This window comes from Nocardioides oleivorans, assembly GCF_004137255.1.
Taxonomy (GTDB): Bacteria; Actinomycetota; Actinomycetes; order Propionibacteriales; family Nocardioidaceae; genus Nocardioides; species Nocardioides oleivorans.
This window is the reverse complement of the sequence record NZ_SDWT01000001.1, coordinates 3,261,327-3,286,494: the sequence shown is the minus strand read 5'-3', so window position 1 is coordinate 3,286,494 and position 25,168 is coordinate 3,261,327. Positions and strand designations below refer to the sequence as shown.

At 71.1% G+C, this 25,168-nt stretch carries 24 protein-coding genes; all 24 read right to left on the bottom strand.

Annotated elements, in window-relative coordinates:
• Nucleotides 1–39 precede the first annotated feature (39 nt).
• Nucleotides 40–327: a hypothetical protein gene (locus EUA93_RS15705; protein WP_129400986.1), complete on the bottom strand. Its 288-nt coding sequence runs from the start codon at nucleotides 325–327 to the stop codon at nucleotides 40–42.
• Between the two features lie 13 nt (nucleotides 328–340).
• Nucleotides 341–769, bottom strand: a complete 429-nt coding sequence (locus EUA93_RS15700; protein ID WP_129400985.1) for a type II 3-dehydroquinate dehydratase — start codon at nucleotides 767–769, stop codon at nucleotides 341–343.
• Complete coding sequence (locus EUA93_RS15695) at nucleotides 766–1,596, bottom strand: DUF402 domain-containing protein (protein ID WP_129400984.1); 831 nt, start codon at nucleotides 1,594–1,596, stop codon at nucleotides 766–768. Before EUA93_RS15695 ends, EUA93_RS15700 begins: the two co-directional genes overlap by 4 nt.
• Nucleotides 1,593–2,690 (bottom strand): 3-dehydroquinate synthase, encoded by a 1,098-nt coding sequence (gene aroB, locus EUA93_RS15690; RefSeq protein WP_129400983.1) that lies wholly within the window; start codon nucleotides 2,688–2,690, stop codon nucleotides 1,593–1,595. The genes EUA93_RS15695 and aroB overlap by 4 nt, the downstream gene beginning before the upstream one ends.
• Nucleotides 2,687–3,187, bottom strand: a complete 501-nt coding sequence (locus tag EUA93_RS15685) for a shikimate kinase (RefSeq protein WP_129400982.1) — start codon at nucleotides 3,185–3,187, stop codon at nucleotides 2,687–2,689. Before EUA93_RS15685 ends, aroB begins: the two co-directional genes overlap by 4 nt.
• On the bottom strand, nucleotides 3,187–4,365 hold the full coding sequence (gene aroC, locus EUA93_RS15680) for a chorismate synthase (RefSeq protein ID WP_129400981.1): 1,179 nt from the start codon (nucleotides 4,363–4,365) through the stop codon (nucleotides 3,187–3,189). The genes EUA93_RS15685 and aroC overlap by 1 nt, the downstream gene beginning before the upstream one ends.
• 12 nt (nucleotides 4,366–4,377) lie before the next feature.
• Complete coding sequence (locus tag EUA93_RS15675) at nucleotides 4,378–5,106, bottom strand: prepilin peptidase (protein WP_129400980.1); 729 nt, start codon at nucleotides 5,104–5,106, stop codon at nucleotides 4,378–4,380.
• The gene (locus EUA93_RS15670) at nucleotides 5,103–5,939 is read right to left on the bottom strand and encodes a shikimate dehydrogenase (protein WP_129400979.1); all 837 of its coding nucleotides are present in this window, start codon (nucleotides 5,937–5,939) and stop codon (nucleotides 5,103–5,105) included. The genes EUA93_RS15675 and EUA93_RS15670 overlap by 4 nt, the downstream gene beginning before the upstream one ends.
• A gap of 10 nt (nucleotides 5,940–5,949) precedes the next feature.
• Nucleotides 5,950–7,134 (bottom strand): endolytic transglycosylase MltG, encoded by a 1,185-nt coding sequence (gene mltG / locus EUA93_RS15665; protein ID WP_129400978.1) that lies wholly within the window; start codon nucleotides 7,132–7,134, stop codon nucleotides 5,950–5,952.
• Nucleotides 7,127–7,594: a Holliday junction resolvase RuvX gene (gene ruvX, locus EUA93_RS15660; RefSeq protein WP_129400977.1), complete on the bottom strand. Its 468-nt coding sequence runs from the start codon at nucleotides 7,592–7,594 to the stop codon at nucleotides 7,127–7,129. The genes mltG and ruvX overlap by 8 nt, the downstream gene beginning before the upstream one ends.
• A gap of 4 nt (nucleotides 7,595–7,598) precedes the next feature.
• Nucleotides 7,599–10,301, bottom strand: a complete 2,703-nt coding sequence (gene alaS, locus EUA93_RS15655; protein ID WP_129400976.1) for an alanine--tRNA ligase — start codon at nucleotides 10,299–10,301, stop codon at nucleotides 7,599–7,601.
• Entirely contained in the window at nucleotides 10,301–10,600 is a 300-nt protein-coding gene (locus EUA93_RS15650; RefSeq protein WP_129400975.1) for a DUF6167 family protein, read from the bottom strand. The genes alaS and EUA93_RS15650 overlap by 1 nt, the downstream gene beginning before the upstream one ends.
• Nucleotides 10,600–11,103 carry a hypothetical protein gene (locus EUA93_RS15645; RefSeq protein ID WP_129400974.1) on the bottom strand — a complete coding sequence of 168 codons (504 nt, stop codon included), beginning with the start codon at nucleotides 11,101–11,103 and terminating at the stop codon, nucleotides 10,600–10,602. The genes EUA93_RS15650 and EUA93_RS15645 overlap by 1 nt, the downstream gene beginning before the upstream one ends.
• Before the next feature lie 28 nt (nucleotides 11,104–11,131).
• Nucleotides 11,132–12,904 carry an ABC transporter substrate-binding protein gene (locus tag EUA93_RS15640; RefSeq protein WP_129400973.1) on the bottom strand — a complete coding sequence of 591 codons (1,773 nt, stop codon included), beginning with the start codon at nucleotides 12,902–12,904 and terminating at the stop codon, nucleotides 11,132–11,134.
• Nucleotides 12,905–12,906: 2 nt separating this feature from the next.
• Complete coding sequence (locus tag EUA93_RS15635; protein ID WP_242497402.1) at nucleotides 12,907–14,277, bottom strand: replication-associated recombination protein A; 1,371 nt, start codon at nucleotides 14,275–14,277, stop codon at nucleotides 12,907–12,909.
• Nucleotides 14,278–14,327: 50 nt separating this feature from the next.
• On the bottom strand, nucleotides 14,328–15,431 hold the full coding sequence (locus EUA93_RS15630; protein ID WP_129401288.1) for an ABC transporter ATP-binding protein: 1,104 nt from the start codon (nucleotides 15,429–15,431) through the stop codon (nucleotides 14,328–14,330).
• Between the two features lie 227 nt (nucleotides 15,432–15,658).
• On the bottom strand, nucleotides 15,659–16,744 hold the full coding sequence (locus EUA93_RS15625) for an ABC transporter ATP-binding protein (protein WP_129400972.1): 1,086 nt from the start codon (nucleotides 16,742–16,744) through the stop codon (nucleotides 15,659–15,661).
• 11 nt (nucleotides 16,745–16,755) lie between these two features.
• Complete coding sequence (locus EUA93_RS15620) at nucleotides 16,756–17,763, bottom strand: ABC transporter permease (protein ID WP_129400971.1); 1,008 nt, start codon at nucleotides 17,761–17,763, stop codon at nucleotides 16,756–16,758.
• 203 nt (nucleotides 17,764–17,966) lie between these two features.
• A complete protein-coding gene (locus EUA93_RS15615) occupies nucleotides 17,967–19,742 on the bottom strand; it encodes an ABC transporter substrate-binding protein (protein WP_129400970.1) in 1,776 nt (591 codons plus the stop codon).
• A gap of 80 nt (nucleotides 19,743–19,822) precedes the next feature.
• The gene (locus EUA93_RS15610) at nucleotides 19,823–20,536 is read right to left on the bottom strand and encodes an ABC transporter permease (protein WP_129400969.1); all 714 of its coding nucleotides are present in this window, start codon (nucleotides 20,534–20,536) and stop codon (nucleotides 19,823–19,825) included.
• Nucleotides 20,452–20,856 (bottom strand): hypothetical protein, encoded by a 405-nt coding sequence (locus tag EUA93_RS15605; protein WP_129400968.1) that lies wholly within the window; start codon nucleotides 20,854–20,856, stop codon nucleotides 20,452–20,454. Before EUA93_RS15605 ends, EUA93_RS15610 begins: the two co-directional genes overlap by 85 nt.
• A 308-nt stretch (nucleotides 20,857–21,164) precedes the next feature.
• Nucleotides 21,165–22,973, bottom strand: coding sequence for an aspartate--tRNA ligase (gene aspS, locus EUA93_RS15600; protein WP_129400967.1), 1,809 nt, complete (start codon nucleotides 22,971–22,973; stop codon nucleotides 21,165–21,167).
• Nucleotides 22,970–24,334: a histidine--tRNA ligase gene (gene hisS / locus EUA93_RS15595; protein ID WP_129400966.1), complete on the bottom strand. Its 1,365-nt coding sequence runs from the start codon at nucleotides 24,332–24,334 to the stop codon at nucleotides 22,970–22,972. Before hisS ends, aspS begins: the two co-directional genes overlap by 4 nt.
• 10 nt (nucleotides 24,335–24,344) lie before the next feature.
• Nucleotides 24,345–25,067 carry an MBL fold metallo-hydrolase gene (locus EUA93_RS15590; protein WP_129400965.1) on the bottom strand — a complete coding sequence of 241 codons (723 nt, stop codon included), beginning with the start codon at nucleotides 25,065–25,067 and terminating at the stop codon, nucleotides 24,345–24,347.
• Between the last annotated feature and the right edge of the window lie 101 nt (nucleotides 25,068–25,168).

The following is a 25,168-nucleotide window of genomic DNA, read 5'->3' as shown; positions in this document are numbered from 1 at the left end:
GATCCAAGCACAGGCCGTCGAGTCAGCCCGCCACGTGCCTCACGTGTGGGAGGACCAGCGGCGTGCGGCCTCGGCGGCGGCCGCGGCCACGAGGGCGTCGAGCTCGGGACGGTCCGGGACCGGGAAGGAGGTGTACGCCCCGCGCCCGCCGGCGACCGGCCTCCCGTAGGCCTTCGCTGCCAGCGACCCGTCGGGCAGCATCCGGATGGTCAGCGACTGGAGCTCGAACTCCTCGTCGCGACGCGTGTCGCGCCATCGCAGGTCCTCCGGGATGGCCACGTTGATCGCGAGTGCACTCAGCTCCACGGGTGTCCGGCCGGCGTCCATGCGCCCGATCGTGTCAGACGCGCGCGAGGTGCTCCAGCGCCTGGCGGTAGCCGTCGATCCCCTGCCCGGCGATCGTCACCGCAGCGTGGGGCTCGACGACGGAGGTGTGGCGGAACTCCTCGGCGCGCTGCTTCGGGTCGGAGATGTGCACCTCGACCAGCGGGGCGGTGAGCTGGGCGCACGCATCCCAGAGGGCCAGCGAGTAGTGCGTCCACGCGCCCGCATTGAGCACGACCGGGGTGCCGTCGTCGGCGGAGGTGTTGAGCCAGTCGAGGAGCTCGCCCTCGTGGTTGGTCTGGCGCACCTCGACCTCGAGCCCGAGGTCGGCGCCCCACTCGACGCACTGGTGCGCGAGCTCGGCATGGGTGGTGTGGCCGTAGATCTCCGGCTGCCGGCGACCGAGGCGGCCGAGGTTGGGGCCGTTGAGGACGAGGACCTTCACCCGGGAAGGGTAGTGCGCCGGGCCTCCCGGACCAGCGGGGTGTCCGGGAGCGGCGGGGTCGACCAGTCCGCCGGCGGCCGCCACGTCAGCCACTCCTCGTCGAGGGGCCAGGCGCGGCCCTCGACCAGCTCCGCGCGTGCCCACTCCGCGATCGCACGGACCTCGTCGGCCTGGGCCGCGGTGTAGACGCCGGTCGACTCCGCGGCCGTGAGCTCGTCCGCGTCCTTCAACCACGCCTCACCGGAGGAGTCGAGCCAGAGGTCGAGGACCAGGTCGCGGGTGTTGGTCTCCTCGCCGTGCCGCCGGTGCGGGAGCTCGAGGTTCACGTAGTGGCCATCGAGCTCGCCGTCCTCCCAGAACAGCCACACCGACCACGGCCGGTCCGTCGGCGCGATGCGGAGCACGCCGCCACCGAACCACGCACCGATCGTCGGGACCCGCGTCCCGGTGAACCTCTCGGCCAGGGGCAGGTCCCGGAGCGCGCGTCCGTCCTCGGGGGCCGTCGCGAGGATCTCGGTGTCCGCGGCCAGCCACGCGACCAGACCACGCTCGTCGTCCCGGACGACCCGCATCGGGTCGCACCTGCGTCCGTAGCGCCACTGGACGACGGCACCCACGGGGAGGAACGGAGCGGTCCCCGCCGCCGACCACGGGCCGTCCCCCTCGGCCTGGCGCAACGGCGCCAGCGGCGAGAGGTCGACCTCCCGCGGCTGCGCCTCACCCACCAGCCGGGTCATGGTGCCGCCGGAACCGGAGACCTGGACGTCGGGATCCGACGAGGTGTCGGTCGAGGTGTCGGTCGAGGTGTCGGACGAGGAGTCGGTCACCCGTCGGAGGCTAGCGCGGCGTAGGCCGCCCGCAGGTCGTCCTCGGACGGCCCGGCGAGGATCCGCGGGGCGGCCACGTCGTCGAGCACGACGAACCGCAGCTGCGAGCCGCGCGCCTTCTTGTCGACCCTCATCGCATCGAGGAGGTCGTCGAAGGAGCCGTCGTACGTCGTCGGCAGCCCCACGCGGGCGAAGGCGGCGCGGTGCCGCTCGACGAGGGCGGGGTCGAGCGAGCCGGCGCGCGCGGCCAGCTCGGCGACGTACACGCACCCGATCGCGACCGCCTCGCCGTGGCGGACGGAGTAGTCGCTGGTGCGCTCGATCGCGTGGGCGAGGGTGTGACCGTAGTTGAGCACCTCACGGCCCGGGTGGCCGTCGCGGCCGCCGGTCTCCCTGAGGTCGTCGACGACGACGTCGACCTTCACCCGGATCGCCCGCTCGACGAGCTCGCGCAGCTCGGCCGACCCGGCGGTCAGCGCGGCGGGGTCGGTGCGCTCGACGAGGTCGAGGATCGCCGGGTCGGCGATGAAGCCGCACTTCACGACCTCGCCCAGCCCGGCGACCAGCTCCTCGCGTGGCAGCGTGTCGAGCAGCGAGAGGTCGCACAGCACGCCCGCGGGCTCGTGGAAGGAGCCGACGAGGTTCTTGCCGGCACCGGTGTTGATGCCGGTCTTCCCGCCGACGGCGGCGTCGACCATGGCGAGGACGGTGGTGGGCACGTGCACGACACGGACGCCGCGGAGCCAGGTCGCGGCCACGAAGCCACCGAGGTCGGTGCTCGCCCCGCCGCCGATGGTGACGACGGCGTCGGAGCGGGTGAAGCCGGCCTCGCCGAGCGCCTCCCAGCAGTCGGCGGCGACGGGGGCGGTCTTGGCGCGCTCGCCCTCGGGGAGCCCGAGCGCCAGCACGTCGTAGTGCTCGACCAGGATGTCGACGATCGGGTCGGCCAGCGCGCCGAGCGTGCCGGCGTACAGCACCGCGACGCGCTCCACGGACTCGCCGAGGATCCCGGGCAGGCGCCCGGCGAGGTCGTGGCCGACGACGACGTCGTAGGGCGCGGCCCCGCCGACGTGGATGACGGTGTCGGTGCTCATGCCACCAGCTCCCGGATCGCCGCCGCGACCTCGTCGGGCGTGCGGCCGTCGGTCTCGACGACGTGCGTGGCGACCGACTCGTAGATCGACGAGCGCTCGTCGAGCAGCGCCTTGATGCGGGCGCGGACGTTGCCCAGGAGGAGGGGTCGGCCGGTGCCGAGGCCGACCCGCTTCACCGCGTCGGTGAGCCCGACGCGCAGGAAGACGACCCGGGCGTCGGCGAGCAGCTCGCGCGTCTCCGGCCGGAGGACGGCTCCCCCACCGAGGGCGAGGACTCCGTCGTGCTCGGCGAGCGCCGTTGCGACCGCGGCGGCCTCGAGGTCGCGGAAGACGTCCTCGCCCGACTCGACGAAGATGTCGGAGATCTCGCGCCCGGTGCTGGCCACGATGTCGTGGTCGGTGTCGCGAACCGCGACGCCCCATGCCTCTCCCAGGAGCTCGGCGACGGTGGTCTTGCCGGCGCCCATCGCACCGACGAGCACGACGCGAGGAGGCATCAACGGAACCGGAGGGTGTCGAGGTAGGACTGGGCGTTGCGGCGCGTCTCCTGCACGGAGTCGCCGCCGAACTTCTCGACCACGGCGTTGGCGAGCACCAGGGCGACCATCGCCTCGGCGACGATGCCGGCGGCCGGGACCGCGCAGACGTCGGAGCGCTGGTGGTGCGCGACGGTCGCCTCGCCGGTCGAGACGTCGACGGTGCGCAGCGCCTTGGGCACGGTCGCGATCGGCTTCATCGCGGCGCGGACCCGGAGGACCTCGCCGGTCGACATGCCGCCCTCGGTGCCGCCCGAGCGACCGGACGTGCGCCGCAGCCCCTCGTCGGTCGACACGATCTCGTCGTGCGCCAGCGATCCGGGCGTGTCGGCGAGCTCGAAGCCGTCGCCGACCTCGACGCCCTTGATGGCCTGGATCCCCATGAGCGCCTCGGCCAGCTTCGCGTCGAGCCGCCGGTCCCAGTGCACGTGCGACCCGAGGCCCGGCGGCAGGCCGTGGACGACGACCTCGACGACCCCGCCGAGGGTGTCGCCGTCCTTGTGGGCCTGGTCGATCCGCGCCACCATCGCGGCGCTCGTCTCGGGGTCGAGGCACCGGACCTCGTCGGCGTCGAGCCGCTCGACGTCGTCCGGACCGGGTACGACGCCCGCGGGCGCCTTGACGCCACCGAGCGCGACGACGTGCGAGACGATGCGCGCGCCGACTGCCTGCTCGAGGAAGTTGGAGGCGACGCGACCGAGGGCCACGCGCGCGGCGGTCTCACGGGCCGAGGCCCGCTCGAGGATCGGGCGCGCCTCGTCGAAGTCGTACTTCTGCATGCCCACGAGGTCCGCGTGGCCGGGCCGCGGCCGGGTCAGCTTGGCGTTGCGCGCGAGCGCCTCGAGCTCCACCGGGTCGACGGGGTCGGCCGACATGACCTTCTCCCACTTCGGCCACTCGGTGTTGCCGACCTCGATGGCGACCGGGCCGCCCTGGGTCTCGCCGTGGCGGACCCCGCCGAGCACGCGGACCTGGTCCTGCTCGAACTTCATCCGCGCGCCGCGGCCGTAGCCGAGCCGGCGCCGGGCCAGTGAGTCGGCGAGGTCGTCGGTCGTGACGCGGACATGGGCGGGCAGCCCCTCGAGGATCGCGACCAACGAGGGACCGTGGGACTCGCCTGCAGTGAGCCATCGGAGCATGGCTGAAGTCTCTCAGCCCCAGGTGCTGCCAGCGAGCGCAGTCCCCCAGACGAGACCCACGAGCGCCCCGACGAGCATGAACGGCCCGAAGGGGAACGACTTCTTGAGCAGGGACCGGTCGCGACGCGCGACGACGAGCCCCACGGCCGGGACGACGAAGGCCACGAAGCCGATCCACAGCCCGAGGAGGAGCGCGTCCCACCCGGTCCAGCCGAGGACCAGGCCGACCGGCGCCGCGAGCCGCACGTCGCCGAACCCCATCCCCGCCGAGCGGAGGAACCACAGCACCCAGAAGAAGGACCGCGACACGACCATCGCCACCAGGGCGCGGACGACCGCCTCGCGCTCCCCGGTCGCGAGGCCGACCACCACCACGAGCGCGATCGCCGCCAGCGTCGCGGGCACGACGACGACCCTGGGCAGCAGCCGGGTGTGCCAGTCGACGACGGCGAGCGCCACGGCCACGGGGGTGAGCGGCACGAGCCAGAGCAGCGGCCAGTCCAGCCCGAAGGCCCACCCGAGCAGGCCGCCGGCGAGCGCGGCGACCACGGCGCTGCGCCACGCCAGGCCGGGGCGCGCCGCCAGGTCGACGTACGGGACCTTCTCCGGCTCCTCCTCCACGCGCTTCTCCTCCGGCACGGGATCGGGCTCCGGGAGCCGACCGACCAGCGTCGGGACGAGCAGCCCGCCCAGCCCGGCGACGACCGCGCCCAGCACGACGGCCAGGAGGGTGTCGCTCACGCCCGGCTCCGCGCGGCCAGAGCAGCGCGACCGGCCTCGCGCATCGCGTCGAGCGGCGCCTCGAGGCCCGTGAACAGCTCGAGCTGGAGCGCCGCCTGGTGGACGAGCAGGTCGAGACCGCTGACCAGGACCCGGTCGCCGTCCTCCGGGACCGAGGCTGCGAGAGGTGTCGGCCAAGGGTCGTAGAGGGCCTCGAACACCACGGGCACGTCCGCGCAGCGCGCCACGAGCGCGTCGGTCTGCGCGGTCGCCGGGATCGTCGACACGACCACGTCGGCGGCGATCGCCTCGGCCGCGTCCAGCCGCGCGGTCCGTACGACGACTCCCGCCGGGTGCGACCGGAGCACGTCGACCGTCTCCCTCGCGCGGGACTCCTCACGCACCAGGACGTCCATCGAGGTCACCCCGAGGGCGGCCAGCGCCAGCCCGACCGAGCCGGCGGTCGCGCCGCCGCCCAGGATCGCGGCCGACGACAGCGGCATCGTCGTACGCTCCCGGATCGCGGCGGCGGCGCCGGGCAGGTCGGTGTTGTCGCCGACCCGCTCCCCCGACTCCTCGAGCAGCAGCGTGTTGACCGCACCGGCGAGCCGGGCGCGGTCGGTCAGCCGGTCGACGAGTGGCACGACCTCGCGCTTGAGCGGCATCGTCAACGACAGCCCGCGCCAGGTGTCGTCGAGGCCGGCGAGGAAGTCCCCGAGCCCACCCGACGGCACCCGGTGGGCGTCGTAGGCCCAGTCGAGCCCGAGCGCGGCGTAGCCGGCGCGGTGCAGGACCGGGGACAGCGAGTGCGCGATGGGGTCGCCGAGAACCCCACAGCGCCGCCCGCCGCTCACCGCAGGGCGCTCAGCATCGGTCGGAGGTCTCGCAGTAGGTCTTGTACTCGTCGCGGCCCTCGAGGAACCCGTCGTAGGTCTCGTAGAACTTGGTCTCGCCGGTCGAGAGGTCGACCGTGACGTAGTAGTACCAGTTGCCCTCGGCCGGGTTGGCCGCCGCGGCGATCGCGTCGTCGCCCGCCGCCTCGATCGGCGTCGGGGGCAGCCCGGCGTTGATCCGGGTGTTGTAGGGGGTGTCCTCGGCCAGCTGGTCGGGCGTGAGCTCCGTCGAGCCCGGCGAGAGGCCCAGGCCGTAGGCGATCGCGGCGTCGATGCCGAGCGTGCCGTTGGTGCCGCCCTTGTCGCCGGGACCGTCGAGGCGGTTGTAGATCACCCGCGAGATCTTGGGCATGTCGGAGCCGCGGCCCTCGGCCTGGATCAGCGAGGCGATGATCATCAGCTCACCCGGCGTGTGGCCCAGCGCGGCGGCCTTCTCCTCGAGCCCGGCCGCGTCAGCGGCCTGCTGCCAGCGGGTCACCATGGCCTTGAGGATCGCGACCGGCTTCATGCCCGGCTTGATCTCGTAGGTGGCGGGGAAGAGGTAGCCCTCGGCGTTGCCGTTGGCGTAGTCGGGCAGGCCGAGCTTGGCGGGCTGGCCGAGCGCCTTGGTGAACTGCCCCTCGGAGAACTTGGTGTTCTTCGCGAGCGTCGAGACGATCTCGGTGAGCCGCAGGCCCTCCGGGATGGTGACGGTCGGGAAGCTGATGAGGTTGGCCGGGTCGATGAGCACCTCGAGCGCGTCGGAGGCCTTCATCTGCTCCTGGAGCTCGTAGTCGCCGACCTGGATGCCACTGGAGTCGGGCTCACCCGCGGCGGCGTCGATGAACGCCTGCACGGACTTGGTGACGCCCTGCTCCTTGAGGTTGCGGCCCATCTGGGCGACCGTGTCGCCCTCGTTGACGGTGAACTCGACCGAGCCGGTGCCGGGTCCGGGATAGTCGTCCGGCCCCTGGAACTGGTCGGCGAGGATCGAGACGCCCTTGGTCAGCGCGAAGTAGAAGCCGCCGGCCAGGACGGCGAGCGCCACGATGACGGCGAGGCAGCCCTTGCCGCCGCGGCCCTTGCGTCGCTTGCCGCCGGGGACGTAGTCGTAGTCACGCTCGGCATCCGTCTCGCCAGTCCCCGCCTGACCGGGCTGGGCCTCGTGCTCACTCATGTGTCTCCGTCACCTCGACGATCTCTCCCGGTGCCTGCCCGCTGGACCGCTCCGTGTCGAGCGCAGTCTGCAGGATCAGCACCGCGGCTGCCTGGTCGACCACGGCGCGTCGCTTCGATCCGTGCCGGCCCTGCTCGCGCAGGATCGACTCGGCCGAGACCGTGGTCAGTCGTTCATCACACATTCTGACGGGCGTGGGGGCAACTCGACGCGCGAGCCGGCCGGCGAGGTCGCGTGCCTTCTCCGCGGCCGGACCCTCCGACCCGTTGAGGGACTTCGGCAGGCCGACCACGACCTCGACGACCTCGAGCTCGGTGACGAGCTGCGCGAGACGTCGTACGTCGCCCCTGCCGCGCCGCACCGTCTCGACCGGGGTCGCGAGGAAGCCGGTGGGGTCGCTGCTCGCGACACCGATCCGGGCATCACCCGGGTCGATGCCGAGCCGCACCCCGAACCGCACGCCGTCAGCCCTGGCCCGCGACTCGGCCGACCTCGGAGGCCACCAGCGCGAGGGCCTCGTCGATGCGCGAGGCGTCGCTGCCGCCGCCCTGGGCGACGTCGTCCTTGCCGCCGCCCCTCCCGCCGAGCAGCGGGCCGACGGCCTTGACGAGCTCGCCGGCGGACAGTCCACGCGAGCGCGCCTCGTCGTTGGTCGCGGCGACCACGGACACCTTGCCGTCGGCGTCGCCGATGATCACGACGACGCCCGGCTCGCCCTGCGGCAGCCGGCCGCGCACGTCCATCGCCAGGTTGCGTACGTCGCCGCCGGCAGCGCCGTCGGCACGGTGGGCCACCACCTTGACCTGGCCGACCTGAGTCGCGCCGGCCGCGAGGTCCGCGCTGGCGCCCAGCAGCTGGGCGAGGCGGGCCCTCTCCAGCTCCTTCTCGGCGGCGCGCAGGCGCTCGGTCAGGCCCTGCACGCGATCGACGATGTCGTCGGGCTGGGTCTTGAGCAGGGTCGTCAGCTGCGACACGACGTCGCGCTCGCGGGCGAGGTAGCCGAAGCCCTCGACGCCGGTGAGCGCCTCGATGCGGCGGTTGCCCGAGCCCACGCTCGTCTCGCCGGTGACCACGACGGTGCCGATCTGCGACGAGTGGTCGACGTGCGTGCCACCGCAGAGCTCGCGCGACCACGGACCGCCGATCTCCACGACGCGGACCTTGGTGTTGTCGTAGGTCTCGCCGAAGAGCGCGATGGCTCCCCAGTCCTTGGCCTGGTCGAGGGTCATGTAGTCCCAGGCCACGGCCAGGTCGGCGCGCAGCGCCTGCTGGGAGACGAGCTCGATCTGGCGGACCTGCTCGGGGCTCAGCGCCTGGGTCCAGCCGAAGTCGAGGCGGAGGTAGCCCGGACGGTTGTAGGAGCCGGACTGCAGCGCGGTCGGGCCGAGCACCTCGCGGAGCGCGGCGTGCACCACGTGGGTGCCGGAGTGGGCCTGGCGGGCGCCGATGCGCCACTCGGGGTCGACGCGCGCGTGCACCTGGCGGCCCGCGTGGAGCTCGCCGTCGAGCACCCGGACCTGGTGGACGACGAGACCCTTCACCGGTCGCTGCACGTCGATGACCTCGAGCAGGCCACCGTCGAAGATGATCGTGCCGGCGTCGGCGACCTGGCCGCCCGACTCGGCGTAGAACGGAGTGCGGTCGAGGACGAGCTCGCCGATCTCACCCTGCGCCAGGCGCGGGACGGAGGCGCCGCCGCTGAGCAGCGCCAGCGGGCGCGACTCGGTCTCGAGGGTCTCGTAGGCGAGCCACTCGGTGGGTCCGTGCTCGTCGAAGATCCCGCGGTAGACCGCGGTGTCGCCGTGGGCGCCCTTCTTGGCGCGGGCGTCGGCCTTGGCGCGCTCGCGCTGCTCGGCCATCAGGCCACGGAAGCCCTGCTCGTCGACGGAGAGACCGGCCTCGGCGGCCATCTCGAGCGTGAGGTCGATCGGGAAGCCGTAGGTGTCGTGGAGGGCGAAGGCGCGCTCACCGGACAGCGTCGAGCCGCCCGACTGCTTCACCTCGGAGGCGGCCGTGTCGAAGATCTGGGTGCCGGCCTGGAGCGTCTTGCGGAAGGCGTCCTCCTCGGCGAAGGCGACCTGCGAGATGCGCGCCCAGTCGGTGAGGAGGTTGTCGTAGGTCTGGCCCATCACGTCACGCGAGACCGGCATCAGCTCGGGCAGCACCCGGTCCTCGCAGCCCAGCAGGCGCATCGAGCGGACCGCGCGGCGCAGCAGCCGGCGCAGGACGTAGCCGCGGCCGTCGTTGCCGGGCGTGACACCGTCACCGATGAGCATCATCGAGGAGCGCACGTGGTCGGCGATGACTCGGAAGCGGACGTCGTCGTCCGCGTCGGCGCCGTACGCCTTGCCGGTCATCTCCTCGGCCTTGGCGATCACGCCGTACATGACGTCGATCTCGTACATGTTCTTCTTGCCCTGCAGCAGCAGGGCGACGCGATCGAGGCCCATGCCGGTGTCGATGTTCTTCTTGGGCAGCGAGCCGGCGATGTCGAAGTCTGACTTGGAGCGGACGGCGCTGAGGTCGTCCTGCATGAAGACCAGGTTCCAGATCTCCAGGAGCCGGTCCTCGAGCTCGAACGGCATGTCCGGACCCAGGGTGGTCGGGTCGAAGTCGGGACCGAAGTCGGGGCCGCGGTCGTAGAGGATCTCCGAGCACGGGCCACCCGGGCCGGGCACGCCCATCGACCAGTAGTTCTCCTTCTTGCCGAGCTGGACGATGCGCTCGCGCGGCAGGCCGGTGACCTTCATCCAGAGCTCGATCGCCTCGTCGTCGCCGGCGAGCACCGAGGGGTAGAGCCGGTCCTGGTCGAGGCCGAAGCCGCCGTCCTCGATCGGCTTGGTGATGAGGGTCCACGCCAGCTCGATGGCGCCTTCCTTGAAGTAGTCGCCGAAGGAGAAGTTGCCGCACATCTCGAAGAACGTGCCGTGGCGCGTGGTCTTGCCGACGTCCTCGATGTCGGGCGTGCGGATGCACTTCTGCACGCTGGTGGCGCGGTCGAAGGGCGGCGTCTCCTGGCCGAGGAAGTAGGGCTTGAAGGGCACCATGCCGGCGTTGACGAACAGCAGGTTCGGGTCGTCCGCGAGCAGCGAGGCGGAGGGCACCACGGCGTGTCCGGCGGCCTCGAAGTGCGCGAGGAAGCGGCGGCGGATCTCGGCGGTGTCCATCAGTGCAGGTCCTTCATCTCGGTGCTCGGGGCGGTGCTCGGGGCGGTGCTGTGGGAGGCGCTCGGGGTGGTCAGCTCCGGAGCTCCATGAGGCCGGAGGCCCAGCTGCTCGCGCAACTCGGTTTCACGCTCGGTCCGGCCCTGGTGGACCTCGTCGGCGAAGAGCCGGGCACCGGCCTGCCAGCCGCGGAGGCGGTCACGCAGGCCGTCGGCGGTGAGGGACTCGGCGGCGCGACGGGCGCGGGCGGCGGCGTACACCCCGACCCCTGCCCCGGCGACGAACCAGAGTGGTCGACCCATCAGGCGACGTCCTCCGACACGGGCCGTACGCCGTCGCGCTCGCGGGCACGGAACTCGCGCAGCGCCTGCTTCATCTCGGCGCGACGCTCGCGACCGGCTTGCTTGGTCTCCTGGCGCACATGGAAGCGGATCCGGTTGCGGCTCTCCGGCGACAGCGCGCGACGCAGGCCGTGCGACCACGACGCCGCCTTGACGACGGTCTCGCGAGCCACGATGTCGGCGAAGAGGCGGCCGTCGATCGGGCGGGCGAGCGGCGCGGTCGCCGCGGGCTCGTCGTCGGACCCGAGCCCCGTGATGACGTACGTCGTCGCGACGTCGGCAGCGACGGGCGAGGCAGCCGCAGTGGCCGGTGACTCGAGCACGGCGAGGCGCTCGGCGAGCGAGGCGAGGGCCGTCTCGGCCCGGCGGGCACGACGGCGGGCGAGCAGCGCCAGCGCGAGCGCGGCGAGGGCCACCACGCCGGCTGCGACCAGCCACGCCTGCAGCCACTCCTGCTCCGTCATCACCGGGACACCCTATAAGCCGTCCGGGTCACTGCACGACGAAGAGGTCCTTGTAGTTGGGGGCGCCCGACGCACCGTCGCCGCCGGGGTTGCCGACGCGGTCGCCGAACGTGAAGAGCTGGTTGAGGTAGCCGACCGGGATGATCGGGAAGTAGTCGTCGAGGATCCGCTCGTCGAGCGCGCCCCACGCGGCGGCCTGCTGCTCGATCGGCAGGCGGGCGATGGCGTCCATCTCGGCGTCGACCGAGGGCTCGTCGAAGTGCGCGGTGTTGAAGGGGGCGTCCTTCGCCAGCAGCGGAGGCAGCAGCGCCGACCCCGCCGGCCACGGCGGGCACCAGAGCACCCCGCGGAGGTTGAGGGCCTGGTTGACCTCGTTGTCGGGGTCGAGCCAGACGCTGTAGATGGACTGCTGGACCGGGATGCTGCGCACCTCGAAGCCACCTGCCTCGAGCCCCTTCACGACCTGCTCCTGCATCGCGCTGGCGCGCGGATCGGTCTGGTTGTAGGCCATGGTGATCGGGTAGGGCTCGTCGGCGTGGCCGGCGTCGGCCAGGAGCTCGCGTGAGCGCGCTGGGTCGTAGGTGATCTGCTCGCCGTCGACCTGGACGTCCTCCCGGCCGGCCATCCCGGGCGGCATGAGCGACCCCGCCGGCACCCGCGTCACGTCGGGGACCTCGCCGCCCGCGATCCAGACGTCCTCGTAGGGGTAGGCGTAGGCGAGCGCCTTCCGCACCCGGATGTCGGTGATCTTGCGGTAGTCCGGGGTGATCGTGCCGACGCACTGGGACTGCTGGTGCACCAGCCGGTCTCCGAGGTCGTCGGCGGCCTCGAGGTAGCGGCCGACGCCCAACGAGGTCGACAGCGCCGTCCGGCCGGCGTCGTTGCCCGAGAGGATGATCTCGTCGACCTTGGCCTGGTCCTGGCTGAACCTGAACACGAACCCGTCGGCGTAGGCGTGGCGGGCGGGGTCGGAGGCGGGGTCCCACGCCTCGTTGCGCACCAGGACGAGCTCCTCGCCCGGGATCCAGCTCTCCACCTCGTAGGGGCCGGTCGCCTTGGGTCGCTGCGCGTAGCGCGTCGGGTCGGAGGCGTCGCCCAGCGGCGCCGGGCCCATGGCCATGACGGCTGCGTAGTAGTCCATGTCGGGGAACGGGACGGCCATCTCGATGGTGACGTCCTGGCCGTCGACCGAGATGCCGTCCCAGTCCTCGCACCGCGGGTCGTCGCCCGTGTAGGGACCGGCGTAGCCGGTGACGTCGAAGAAGTGCGTGGAGTACTCGGCCCCCGGGCCGGCCGGGAAGACGTCCGTGTCGAGCGAGCGGCAGATCCCGAACGCGACCTCCTCGGCGGTCACCCGGCTGCCGTCCTCCCAGGTCGCGTCGTCGCGGATGGTGAAGGTCCACTCGGTGAAGTCGGAGTTGGGCCTGCCGAGGTCGGTGGCGAGGTCGGGCACCAGCACGGGCCGGCCGTCGGCACCGGTGGCGTACTGGGTGAGTGAGCGGCTCACGAGCGAGCCCTGGATCGCGTTGCCGGGGGCGGACCACGCGCCCGAGGGGTCGAGGGTGTCGGGGCCCGGCGCGACCGGGAGGTAGACGGTCAGGGTGCCGCCCTCCGTGGCACCGTCGACAGGGGCCGCCGGACCGGTGCGATCCGGGTCCTTGGCTTCCGCGGCCAGCGGACCGTCCGACCCCGCCGGGCCACGGTCGGTCCGGGCGCGCGGCTCGGGTGCCCCGGACGTGCAGGCGGCAAGGCTCACCAGTAGTGCGGCGGCTGCAAGGGCCGTCGTCGTGGAGGTGCGCATCCTCAGCCCTTGCCCCTGACGATGCGCTTGATGCGCTCCCAGCGTTCCTTGACGCCGGCCTCCGCGCCGAGGCTGGTCGGCACGTAGTAGGAGGCGTCGGCCAGGACGTCGGGGAGGTACTGCTGCTCGGCGACGCCGAAGGCCTCGTCGTGGGGGTAGCGGTACCCCTTGCCGTGGCCGAGGTCCTTCGCGCCGCCGTAGTGGGCGTCGCGCAGGTGGGGCGGCACCAGGCCGATCCTGCCGGCCTTCACGTCGGAGATCGCCGCGTCGATGCCGACGATGACCGCGTTGGACTTGGGTGCGATCGCGAGGTGGATCGTGGCCTGGGCCAGGTTGATCCGCGCCTCGGGCATGCCGATGAGCTGCACCGCCTGCGCGGCCGCGACGGCGGCCTGCAGGGCGGTCGGGTCGGCCAGGCCGATGTCCTCGCTGGCGTGCACGACCAGTCGCCGCGCGATGAAGCGCGGGTCCTCGCCCGCCTCGATCATCCGGGCGAGGTAGTGCAGCGCCGCGTCGGGGTCGGAGCCGCGGATCGACTTGATGAAGGCCGAGATGACGTCGTAGTGCTGGTCGCCCTGCCGGTCGTAGCGCACGGCCGCCTGGTCGACGGCGGTCTCCGCGACGCCGAGGTCGATCGCGTCGAGCCCGTTGCTGGCCGCGGCCCCGGCCGCCGCCTCGAGGTAGGTCAGCGCGCGCCGCGCGTCGCCGCCCGCGAGTCGGACGAGGTGCTCGCGTGCGTCGTCGTCGAGGCCGGTCGCGCCCGCCAGGCCGCGCTCGTCGACGAGCGCCAGGTCGATCACCTCGGCCACGTCGTCGTCGGTCAGCGACTGCAGCCGCAGCAGCAGGCTGCGCGACAGCAGCGGGCTGATGACCGAGAAGAACGGGTTCTCCGTGGTGGCCGCGATGAGGGTGACCCAGCGGTTCTCCACGCCGGGGAGCAGGGCGTCCTGCTGCGCCTTGCTGAACCGGTGCACCTCGTCGACGAACAGCACCGTCTCCTGGCCGCTGCGCACCAGCTCGGCGCGCGCGCCGTCGATCGCGGCCCGGACCTCCTTGACGCCCGCGGACACCGCCGAGACCTCGACGAAGCGGCGGCTGGTCTGCTGGCTCACGATGGCGGCGATCGTCGTCTTGCCGGTGCCCGGCGGACCCCAGAGCAGCAGGGACATCGACTGGTCGCCCTCGATCAGACGACGCAGCGGAGAGCCCGCGGCGCGCAGCTGCTGCTGGCCGACCAGCTCCTCGATGGTGCGCGGCCGCATCCGGACCGCGAGCGGCGCGGAGGCGTGGGTGTTGGCGCCGAGCGACCCTCCCCCGGGTACGACTCCGGGCGCGGGTTGCCCCGCGCCCGGAATCTCGAACAAGCCGTCCACGTCGGTGAGTATCTCCCGCCCCGCCGACAGCGGTGGCAGAAGGGCCCGGGTCAGGCTCCGGCGGTCTGCTTGGTCTTCAGGTCGTACCAGGTCTTCTCGAAGCCCGGGACCGACAGCCGCGTCGTCGGCGTGGCACCGGGGATCGAGCTGCCCTGGTCGTCGACGCCGAGGATCCCCGTGGTCACCGGGGTGGCCGGGTGGGCGCCCAGCTCACCGGCGAAGTGGCAGGCGACCTTGTGCCGCTTGCCGATCTGGAGCAGCGGCGGCTCGACCTTCGCGCAGATCTCCTGGGCGAACTGGCAGCGGGTGCGGAACCGGCAGCCGGACGGCGGGTTGATCGGGCTCGGCACGTCGCCCTCGAGGCGGATCCGCTCGCGACGACCGCCCACCGCGGCCTGCTTCACGTCGGGCACGGCCGACAGCAGCGCCTGGGTGTAGGGGTGGTGCGGGTGGGAGTAGATCGTCTCGCGGTCGCCGATCTCCACGATCTTGCCGAGGTACATCACGGCGATCTCGGGGCAGAAGTGACGCACGATCGCGAGGTCGTGGGCGATGAAGAGGAACGCCACGTCGAACTCGGTCTGGATGTCCTGGAGCAGGTTGACCACCTGCGCCTGGATCGACACGTCGAGCGCGGAGACCGGCTCGTCGGCGACGAGGACCTTGGGGTTCAGCGTCAGTGCCCGGGCGATGCCGATGCGCTGGCGCTGACCCCCGGAGAACTCGTTGGGGTAGCGGTTGTAGTGCTCGGGGTTGAGGCCGACGACCTCGAGCAGCTCCTGGACGCGCGGGAGCACCTTGTTCTTGGGGACGATCTTGTGCACCTCGAGGGGCGCACCGACGATCGTGCCGACCGTGTGCCGCGGGTTGAGCGAGGTGTAGGGGTCCTGGAAGATCATCTGCACGTCACGGCGCAGCGGCTTCATCTGGCTGTTGGACAGCTTCGCCAGGTCCTGGCCCTCGAACATCATCGAGCCGCCGGTCGGCTTGTAGAGCCGGGTGATGAGGCGACCGGTGGTCGACTTGCCACAGCCGGACTCGCCGACGAGACCGAGGGAGCCGCCCTTGGGGACCTCGAACGAGATGCCGTCGACGGCCTGGACGTGGCCGATCGTGCGTCGCACGACCCCCGACGACTTCACCGGGAAGTACATCTTGAGGTTGTCGATGGTCAGGACGGCCGGGGCGTCGGGGTCGAGCGCGGCCGCGACGTGACCCTGCTCGGCGACCGTCGCGAAGTCGAGGTCCGCGATCGGCGCCTCGTGGTCGGCCGTGACGTCGTGGTCGTCGTGGTCGTCGCGAAGCCGACGCTCCCCCGTCTCGGCGGCGTTCGCCCCGATCTCGGTGGGCTCGATCTCGGCGCGGGCGTTGGGGTCCTGGGTCATCGGGTCTCCTGGACGAGCTCGGGGGCGATCTCGGGCAGCACCTCGGTCTGGTAGACCCCGACGGGGTCGGCGAGGTGGCACCGCTTGAGGTGCGCCGTGCCGGAGCTGGCCGGCAGCAGCTCGGGTCGCTCGGTGCTGCAGAGGTCGCCGGCGACCTTGTCGGAGTGCACGCACCGGGGGTGGAAGGAACATCCGGACGGCGGCCGCAGCAGGCTGGGCGGGTTGCCGGGGATGGGGATCAGTCGCGCGTCGGTCGACGCGTGGACGTCGGGGATGCTCGACAGCAGGCCCCACGTGTAGGGCATCTCCGGCGAGGTGAGGATCTGCTTGGTCGTGCCGAACTCCACGCACCGACCGGCATACATCACGAGCACGTCGTCGGCCATCTCGGCGATCACGCCGAGGTCGTGGGTGATGATGATGACCGCGGAGTTGAACTCGCGCTGGAGGTCCTGGAGCAGGTCGAGGATCTGCGCCTGGACGGTCACGTCGAGAGCGGTCGTCGGCTCGTCGGCGATCAGCAGCGACGGGTCGTTGATCAGGCCCATCGCGATCATCGCGCGCTGCCGCATGCCGCCGGAGAACTGGTGCGGGAAGTCGTCGACGCGGCGGTCGGGCTGCGGGATGCCGACACGGTCGAGCATCTCGATCGCCTTGCGCCGGGCGTCGCGCTTGGAGGCGCTGGAGTGGTGGACCAGGTAGGCCTCCTCCAGCTGCTTGCCGATCTTGTAGAACGGGTGCAGGGCCGCGAGGGCGTCCTGGAAGATCATCGCCATCGAGTTGCCGCGCAGGGCGCGCATCCGGGACTCGCCCAGCCCGACGACCTCGGTGCCGCCGACGCGGATCGAGCCCTCGATCTTCGCCGACTTCGCGTCGTGCAGGCCCATCACGGCCATGCTCGACACGGACTTCCCGGAGCCGGACTCACCGACGATGCCGAGCGTCTTGCCCTTCTCGACCGAGTAGGTCAGGCCGCTCACGGCGGTCACCGGACCGTCCTGGGTCGGGAAGGTCACGCGGAGGTCCTCGACCTGGAGGTAGGGGCCCTCGGGGTCGGTCGCCGCAGCGGAGGACGGGGTCATGGGAACACTGGTCACGAGAGCCTCACCCTCGGGTCGAGAACGCTGTAGACGACGTCCACGAGCAGGTTGGCGATGATCAGGACGACGGCGCTGAACAGTGCCGTCGCCTGGACGACCGGCAGGTCACGACCCTGGACGGCCTGGAGGCTCCAGTACCCGATGCCCTGGATCTCGAAGATCCGCTCGGTGAAGATCGTGCCGGCGAGCAGGGTGCCGAAGTCGATGCCGAAGATGGTCACGACCGGCACCAGTGCCGCACGCAGTCCGTGCTTGTAGACGATCGTGCGGGCCGGCAGGCCCTTGGCCTTCGCGGTGCGGATGTAGTCCTCGCTGAGGGCCTCGACCATCGCTCCTCGCGTGAATCGCGTGTACTGCGTGCACCCGAAGATGCCGAGCGCCACCCAGGCGAGGAAGAGCCCGGTGAACCACTTCACGGGATCGTCGGTGAGCTTGAAGTAGCCGGTGTCGCTGAAGACCGGCACCTGGAACGTGATCGTCAGGTAGAGCCAGGTCAGCAGCGCGAAGAGGTAGTAGGGGATCGAGCTGATGAACAAGAAGCTCGAGACCAGGGCCTTGTCGGCCACGGTGCCGCGTCGTCGCGCTGCCGCGACGCCGATGGGGACACCGAACAGGAGGTAGAGGAACGCACCGCCGATGGCCACGGAGAAGGTCGCGGGCATGCGCGAGACCAGCTCCTCCTTGACCGGCTGCTTGGTTCGGTAGCTGACCCCGAGGCAGGGGGCGGAGCACTCGTAGTCGTTGGAGGCAATGGTGAGCGTGCGGCCCACGAAGATGCCCTTGACGTACTTTCCGTACTCCTCGTAGACCGGGTTGTTGTAACCCAGGGTCTTCTCGTAGACGTCCAGCTTCGCCGCCGTGCAGCGGTTGCTGGTCTCACGGTCACAGATGGGCTGCGCGGGACTCGAGGGGCCGAACCAGAACAGCAGGAAGATCGCCATCGAGACCAAGGTCACGACGAGGACTCCCGAGATCAGCCGCTTCACGACATACGCGAACATCGCAGGTCACTCTCCGGGGATGGTGGATGAGTCGGAATCCCCAGGCAGACAGCCTACTGCGTCGCCATGTCGGGAGGTCCGGGCTGGCGAGTGGGGGCTCCCGGTCCGGGAGCCCCCACCCGTCAGTGGTTGCTACTGGGTACTACGTGGTGCTCCCCCGGTCTCCACCGCGGCATCGGCCGGGTGGCGAGGGAGCACCAGGATCACTGCATGACGAACAGGTCCTTGTAGTTCGGCGCACCGATGGATCCGTCGCCGGTCGGGTTGCCGACCTTGGTGCCGAAGACGAACAGGTCGTTGCGGAACGCGGTCGGGATGATCGGGAAGTAGTCCGTCATGATCTTCTCGTCCAGCGCGCCCCAGGCGTCAGCCTGGTCCTCGAGCGGCAGCGTCGCGATGTTGGCCATCTCGTCGTTGACCGAGGCCTCGTCGAACTGGGCGGTGTTGTAGACGGCACCACCCTTCAGCAGCGGCGGGAGCATGGTCGAACCGGCGGGCCAGTCCGAGCACCAGTTGACGCCACGGAGGTTGAGCGTCTTGTTGACCTTGTTGTCGGGGTCGAGCCAGATGTTGTAGGGCGACTCCTGGACCGGGATGGCCTTGACCTTGAAGCCGGAGGCCTCGAAGCCCTTGGTGATCTGGTCCTGCGTGGCCTTGGCCAGCGGGTCGACCTCGTAGTAGATCATCGAGATGTCGAAGGGCTTGTCGTCGCCGTAGCCGGCCTCGGCCAGGAGCTCCTTGGCCTTCTCCGGGTCGTAGGTGATCTGCTCACCGTCGACCTGGAAGTCCTTCTTGCCCGCCATGCCGGGGGGCATGACCGAGTTGGCCGGGATGCGGGTCACGCCGGGAACCTCGCCGCCGGCGATCCAGACGTCCTCGTACGGGTACGCGTAGGCGAGCGCCTTGCGGACGTTGATGTCGGTGATCTTGGTGTAGTCCGGCGTCAGCGTGGAGACACACTGCGACGTCTGCTGCACCAGGCGGTCACCCAGCTGGCCGTTGGCGTCGTTGTACTTGTCCGAGCCGAGGCCGGTCGAGACGGCGGTCTGGCTGTCGGAGTTGTCCGAGAGCATGATCTCGTCGACCTTGGCCTGGTCCTGGTTGAACTTGAACACGAACTCGTCGGCGTACTGGTGACGGGCCGGGTCGGAGTCAGCGGACCACTGGTCGTTCTTGACGAGGACGAGCTCCTCGTTGGGCTTGTAGCTGTCGACCTTGTAGGGGCCGTTGGACAGCGGCTTCTGGCCGTAGTTCGGGGGCTTGGAGGCGTTGCCCAGCGGGGCCGGGCCCATCGCCATGAAGGCGCCCCAGTAGTCCATGTCCGGGAACGGGGTGGCCATCGTGATGGTGATGTCCTGGCCGTCGACCGAGATGCCGTCCCACTTGTCGCAGTTCGGGTCCTTGCCGGTGTAGGGGCCCTCGTAGTCCGCAGCACCCTCGAAGTACGTCTTGGAGTACTCGGTGCCGGCACCGGAGGGGAACGCCTCGGAGTCGAGCGAGCGGCAGATGCCGAACGCGACCTCTTCGGCGGTGACGGGCTTGCCGTCCTCCCACGTCGCGTCGTCGCGGATCGTGAAGGTCCACTCGGTGTAGTCGTCGTTGGGCGTGCCCAGGTCGGTCGCGAGGTCCGGGACCAGCACGGGCTGGCCGTTCTCGTCGCGGGCGTACTGGGTCAGCGAGCGGCTGGTGAGCGCCTGCTGGATCGAGTTGCCCGTGACGGACCAACCCGCGGTGGGGTCGAGCGTGTCGGGACCGGGGTCGCCCGGCAGGTACACCGTGATGGTGCCACCAGCGGCCGCGCCTTCGATGTCAGCAGCAGGTCCGGTGCGCTCGGGGTCCTTGGTGCCACCCTCCTGGTCGCCGAATTCACGCTGCGTGCCCGAGCCGGTGCCACCGTCGTCCGACGACCCGCCGCCACAGGCAGCGAGGGTCAGAAGAGCAGCACCAGCAACGAGTGCAAGCGGCTTGTTCCGCTTCATGCTGTCCAGCCTTTCGTTTTTGTTCTCACCGAGGACGGCGTCTCCGGCGACGTGCACTGCGACCTTGGGCCGAGATCTGCTCAGCGTCGGGTCTTGGGGTCGAGGGCGTCGCGGATCGCGTCACCCAGCAGGTTGAGGGAGAGCACCAGCGCGACGATGCCGAGCAACGGCTGCCACAGGAACTGCGGGTACTCACGGAAGTAGGTCGGGGTCGCGGCCTGGAGGATCGTCTGGCCCCACGACACGCCGTCGGTCACGCCGATGCCGAGGTAGGCCAGGCCCGCCTCGAGCGCCACGAAGCTGGGCAGCATGAGCGAGACGCTGATGATGATCGGCGCCGCGAGGTTGGGCAGCAGCTCCTTGAACAGGATGCGCGAGGTGGGCATGCCCATCACCCGGGCGGCCTGGACGAACTCGCGCTCGCGGAGGGCGAGCACCTCACCGCGGATCAGGCGGGCGGTGCCCATCCAGCCGAAGATCGAGAGCACGATGATCAGGCTGGTCTTCTGGATCGTCGGGTAGCTGTCGTAGAGGGCGAACCGCTCGTTGAGGATCGGGGCGAGGGTCAGCGCGGCCAGCAGGAACGGGACCGTGAGGAACACGTCGATGAAGAACGACAGGATCTTGTCGACCATGCCGCCGAGGAAGCCGGCGAGCAGGCCCACGACCACGCCGACGACGCTCGCCACGAGCGTGGCGCTGGCCGCGATCAGCAGCGAGATCCGGCAGCCGTAGAGCCAGTAGGCCAGGTTGTCGTTGCCGGTGCGGGGGCGACACCCATCGGGTGGTCCCACGTGAACGGACCGAACGGCGGGCCCATCTCGGGCTTCGGCATGCTGTTGTTGAGCCCGTCGACCCGCTCGCTGGCGAGCGGGGTCTCCAGGCTCACGCCGAAGAGGTGGGCGATCGGGCCGGCGAAGACGGCGCAGATGATGAAGAACAGCACGACCACGGCGCAGACGACGGCGATCTTGTCGCGGGCCAGACGGCCCAGCGCGATGCGCAGCGGGGACTTGCCGGCGATCTCCTTGGCCTGCTGGCTGTTGGGATCCTGGTGCTCGGGCTCGTCGCTCAACGAGCCCAGCGTCTCCGGCCCTGCGGTGTCTGCCGACATGCTCTCCCCATCTGGTTCGGGACTGTCCCGGCGCCTCTTCCGGGGGTCTCCCGGGGTCGGCGCCGGATCGGACTCTATGTGACCTGTGACGCAGGCACGATCACTGACGCGTAACGATCCAGTTACGACCGGTTCACCCAGAACCCCCGGCAAACCTGCGGAAGATCTCGTGATATGCGGGACGTCCTGCGCGGCTGCAGGGGTCCGGCGGACGTCCTTCCCCGCGTGATCGGCGTACGACGGACGCCGCGCACGACGAAGGGGCGGTGACCACCGATCCGGTGGTCACCGCCCCTGTCGTGCGTGGATCAGGCCTGGGCCGTCGACGCCTTCTGCTCGCCTGCGGGCTCGGGCCGCGCGTCCACGCCGGCCTCCTTGCGCTGCTCGGGCGTGATCGGCGCGGGCGCGGCCGTGAGCGGGTCGTAGCCGCCACCGGACTTCGGGAAGGCGATCACGTCGCGGATCGAGTCGGTGCCGGCCAGCAGCGCGACGATGCGGTCCATGCCGACCGCGATGCCGCCGTGCGGCGGTGCGCCGAACTTGAACGCGTCGAGCAGGAAGCCGAACTTCTCCTGCGCCTCGTCCTCGCCGAGCCCCATCACCGAGAAGACCCGCTTCTGGATGTCACCGCGGTGGATACGGATCGACCCGCCGCCGAGCTCGTTGCCGTTGCAGACGATGTCGTAGGCGTAGGCCAGCGCGCTGCCGGGGTCGGTGTCGAAGGTGTCGAGGAACTCGGCCTTCGGGCTGGTGAACGCGTGGTGCACGGCCGTCCAGGCGCCGGCGCCGACGGCCACGTCGCCGCTGGCGACCGCGTCGGAGCTGGGCTCGAAGAGCGGCGCGTCGACGACCCAGGTGAAGGCGAACTGCGAGTCGTCGAGCATGTCGCCGCGACGACCGATCTCGAGCCGGGCCGCGCCGAGCAGCGCCCGGCTGCTCCTGACCGGGCCGGCCGCGAAGAAGATGCAGTCACCGGGTGCTGCGCCGACGTGCGCCGCGAGGCCGTCGCGCTCGGCGTCGGTGAGGTTCTTGGCCACCGGGCCGCCGAGCTCGCCGTCCTCGGCGATCGTGACGTAGGCCAGGCCCTTGGCCCCGCGCTGCTTGGCCCAGTCCTGCCAGGCGTCGAACTGCCGACGCGGCTGGCTGCCGCCGCCGGGCATGACGACCGCACCCACGTAGTCGGCCTGGAAGACCCGGAACGTGGTGTCGGCGAAGTACTCCGTGCAGTCGACGAGCTCGAGGCCCATGCGCAGGTCGGGCTTGTCGGAGCCGTACCTCGCCATCGCCTCGGCGTAGGTCATCCGCGGGATCGGCCGCTGGATCGTCTTGCCGGCCTGCGCCCACATCGCCTCGAGGACGCTCTCCATCAGCTCGATGACGTCCTCCTGGTCCACGAAGCTCATCTCGATGTCGAGCTGGGTGAACTCGGGCTGGCGGTCGGCGCGGAAGTCCTCGTCGCGGTAGCAGCGCGCGATCTGGTAGTAGCGCTCCATGCCGCCGACCATCAGCAGCTGCTTGAACAGCTGCGGGCTCTGGGGCAGGGCGTACCAGCTGCCGGGCGCGAGTCGCGCGGGCACCAGGAAGTCGCGGGCACCCTCCGGCGTCGAGCGGGTCAGCGTGGGGGTCTCGATCTCGACGAAGGCGCGCTCGTCGAGCACGTCGCGGGCGGCCTTGTTGATCCTGCTCCGCAGGCGCAGGGCGGCGTTGGGGCCGGAGCGGCGCAGGTCGAGGTAGCGGTGCTTGAGGCGCGCCTCCTCGCCGACCTCGCCGCCCTTGTGGCCGGACGCGTCGTCGATCGGGAAGGGCAGCGGGTCGGAGGTGGAGAGCACCTCGACCTCGGTCGCGACGACCTCGATCTCGCCGGTGGCCAGGTTGGGGTTCTCGTTGCCGGCCTTGCGGGCCACGACCTCGCCGGTCACCTTAAGGCAGAACTCGCTGCGCAGGCTGTGCGCGACGGCCTCGTCACGGACGACGACCTGCACCACGCCGCTGGCCTCGCGCAGGTCCAGGAACGCGACCCCGCCGTGGTCGCGACGCCGCGCCACCCACCCGGCGAGCGTGACGGTCTGGCCGACGTCCGTGGCGCGCAGGGCGCCGGCGTCATGGGTGCGGATCACTTGTCTGTCTCCTCGTTGCTGGTGGAACTGGTGGCGGTGCTGATGATGGTGGGGCGGAGGTCGGCCGGGGGCGGGGACCACGTGGCCGGGTCGGCCTCGACCTGCTCCCCCGAGCGGATGTCCTTGACCTGGTGGCTGCCGTCGGCCTGGACGAACCAGACGTAGGGGATGCCGCGCCGCTCGGCGAAGCGGATCTGCTTGCCGAACTTCGCAGGCGCAGGGGCGACCTCGCACGCGATCTCCCGCTCGCGGAGCGCGGCGGCGACCGCGGTGCTGGTCGCCCGGTCGTCCTCGGTGTTGAGCGCGACGAGGGCGACGCTCGGGACCGGCCGGCTGCCCGACAGCACGCCGTCGGCGACGAGCGGGATCAGCGTGCGGGAGACGCCGAAGGACACGCCGACGCCGGGGTAGGTCGTACGGCCGTCGCTGGCGAGCGCGTCGTAGCGCCCTCCCCCGCCGACCGACTTCAGGCGCTCGTAGCCCTCCATGAAGATCTCCACGACGGTGCCGGTGTAGTAGTCGAGGCCGCGCGCGATGCGCAGGTTGGCCTCGACGGTGACGCGGTCGCCGGCAACGGCCCGGCAGCCCTCGATCACCGCGGCCAGCTCCTCGAGCCCCTGGTCGAGCAGCTCGTCGCTGACCCCCAGGCTGCGGACGCGGTCGACGAACGACGTGTCGGCCACCCGGATGGTGGCGAGCTCGAGGCACCGCTGCGCCTGCTCCGGCGTCGTACCGACGCGCTCCACGAGCATCGTCGCGACCTCGTCGGAAGGCAGCTTGTCGAGCTTGTCGATGACCCGGATGGCGTCGGTGACGTCGTCGATGCCGAGCCCGCGGTAGAAGCCCTGGATGAGCTTGCGGTTGTTGAACTGGAACGACACCGGCGGGATCGGCAGCCGGCCGAGGGCGTCGACCATCACCGACATCACCTCGACGTCGTGGTGGAAGGGCAGCTCGTCGCGCCCGACGATGTCGACGTCGGCCTGGGTGAACTGGCGGTAGCGACCCTCCTGCGGCCGCTCGCCGCGCCAGGCGGGCTGCACCTGGAAGCGCCGGAAGGGGAACTCGAGGTGCCCGGCGTGCTCGAGGACGTAGCGGGCGAACGGCACGGTGAGGTCGAAGTGGAGGCCGAGGTCGGCCTTGGCGTCGGGCTCGGCGGCGATCCGCTGCAGGACGTAGATCTCCTTGTCGACCTCGCCTCCCTTGGCCAGGCGCTCGACCGGCTCCACGACGCGCGTCTCGATGTTGGTGAAGCCGTGCAGCTCGAACGTGCGCGACACCGACGCGATGACCTCGCGCTCGACGGCACGCTGCGCAGGCAGCAGCTCGGGGAACCCGCTCAGCGGGGCGATCTTGCTCATCTCTACTTCCTCAGAGTCCTCGGGTGACCCGGCCCGCGTTGCCCTGGTCACCGGAGTGGGACTGCAGGTCGAGCAGGTAGGGGTTGGTGGCACGCTCGCGCCCGATGGAGGTCTGGTTGCCGTGCCCGGGCAGCACGACGACGTCGTCGGGCAGGGTCAGCACCTTGTCGGTGAGGCTGCGCAGCATCGTCGGATGGTCGCCGCCGGGCAGGTCGGTGCGACCGATGGAGCCCTCGAAGAGCAGGTCCCCGGAGAACATCACCTCGGACACGTCCTGCTGGGCGTACGGCGTCCGGAAGGTCACCGAGCCCTGGGTGTGCCCGGGCGTGTGGTCCACGACGAAGCGCAGCCCGGCGAGCTCGAGCTCGGCGAGGTCGGAGAGCTCGCGCACGTCGTCCGGCTCGGCCCAGGTGTAGTCGCCGCCGAGCAGCATCTGGGTGGTCTCCCGGCTCATGCCGGACATCGGGTCGGTGAGCAGGTGCCGGTCGCTGGGGTGGATCCAGGCCGTCGCGTCGTAGGTGCCGGCCACCGGCGCCACGCACCACATGTGGTCGATGTGGCCGTGGGTGACCAGGACGCTGACCGGCTTGAGCCCGTGCTCGCGCACGACGTCGGCGACACCGTCGGCGGAGTCCTTGCCGGGATCGATGACGACGCACTCCGTGCCGGGACCGGTCGCCACGACGTAGCAGTTGGTGCCCCACGGCCCGGCGGGGAAGCCGGCGATGAACACAGGCGTCAGTCCTTGCTTGTCTCGCTGTCAGATCTCCGGTCGGATCTTCTCAGGAGGGAAGCCTACCGAGGCCGGTCGCGGCCATGACTACGATGGGCGAC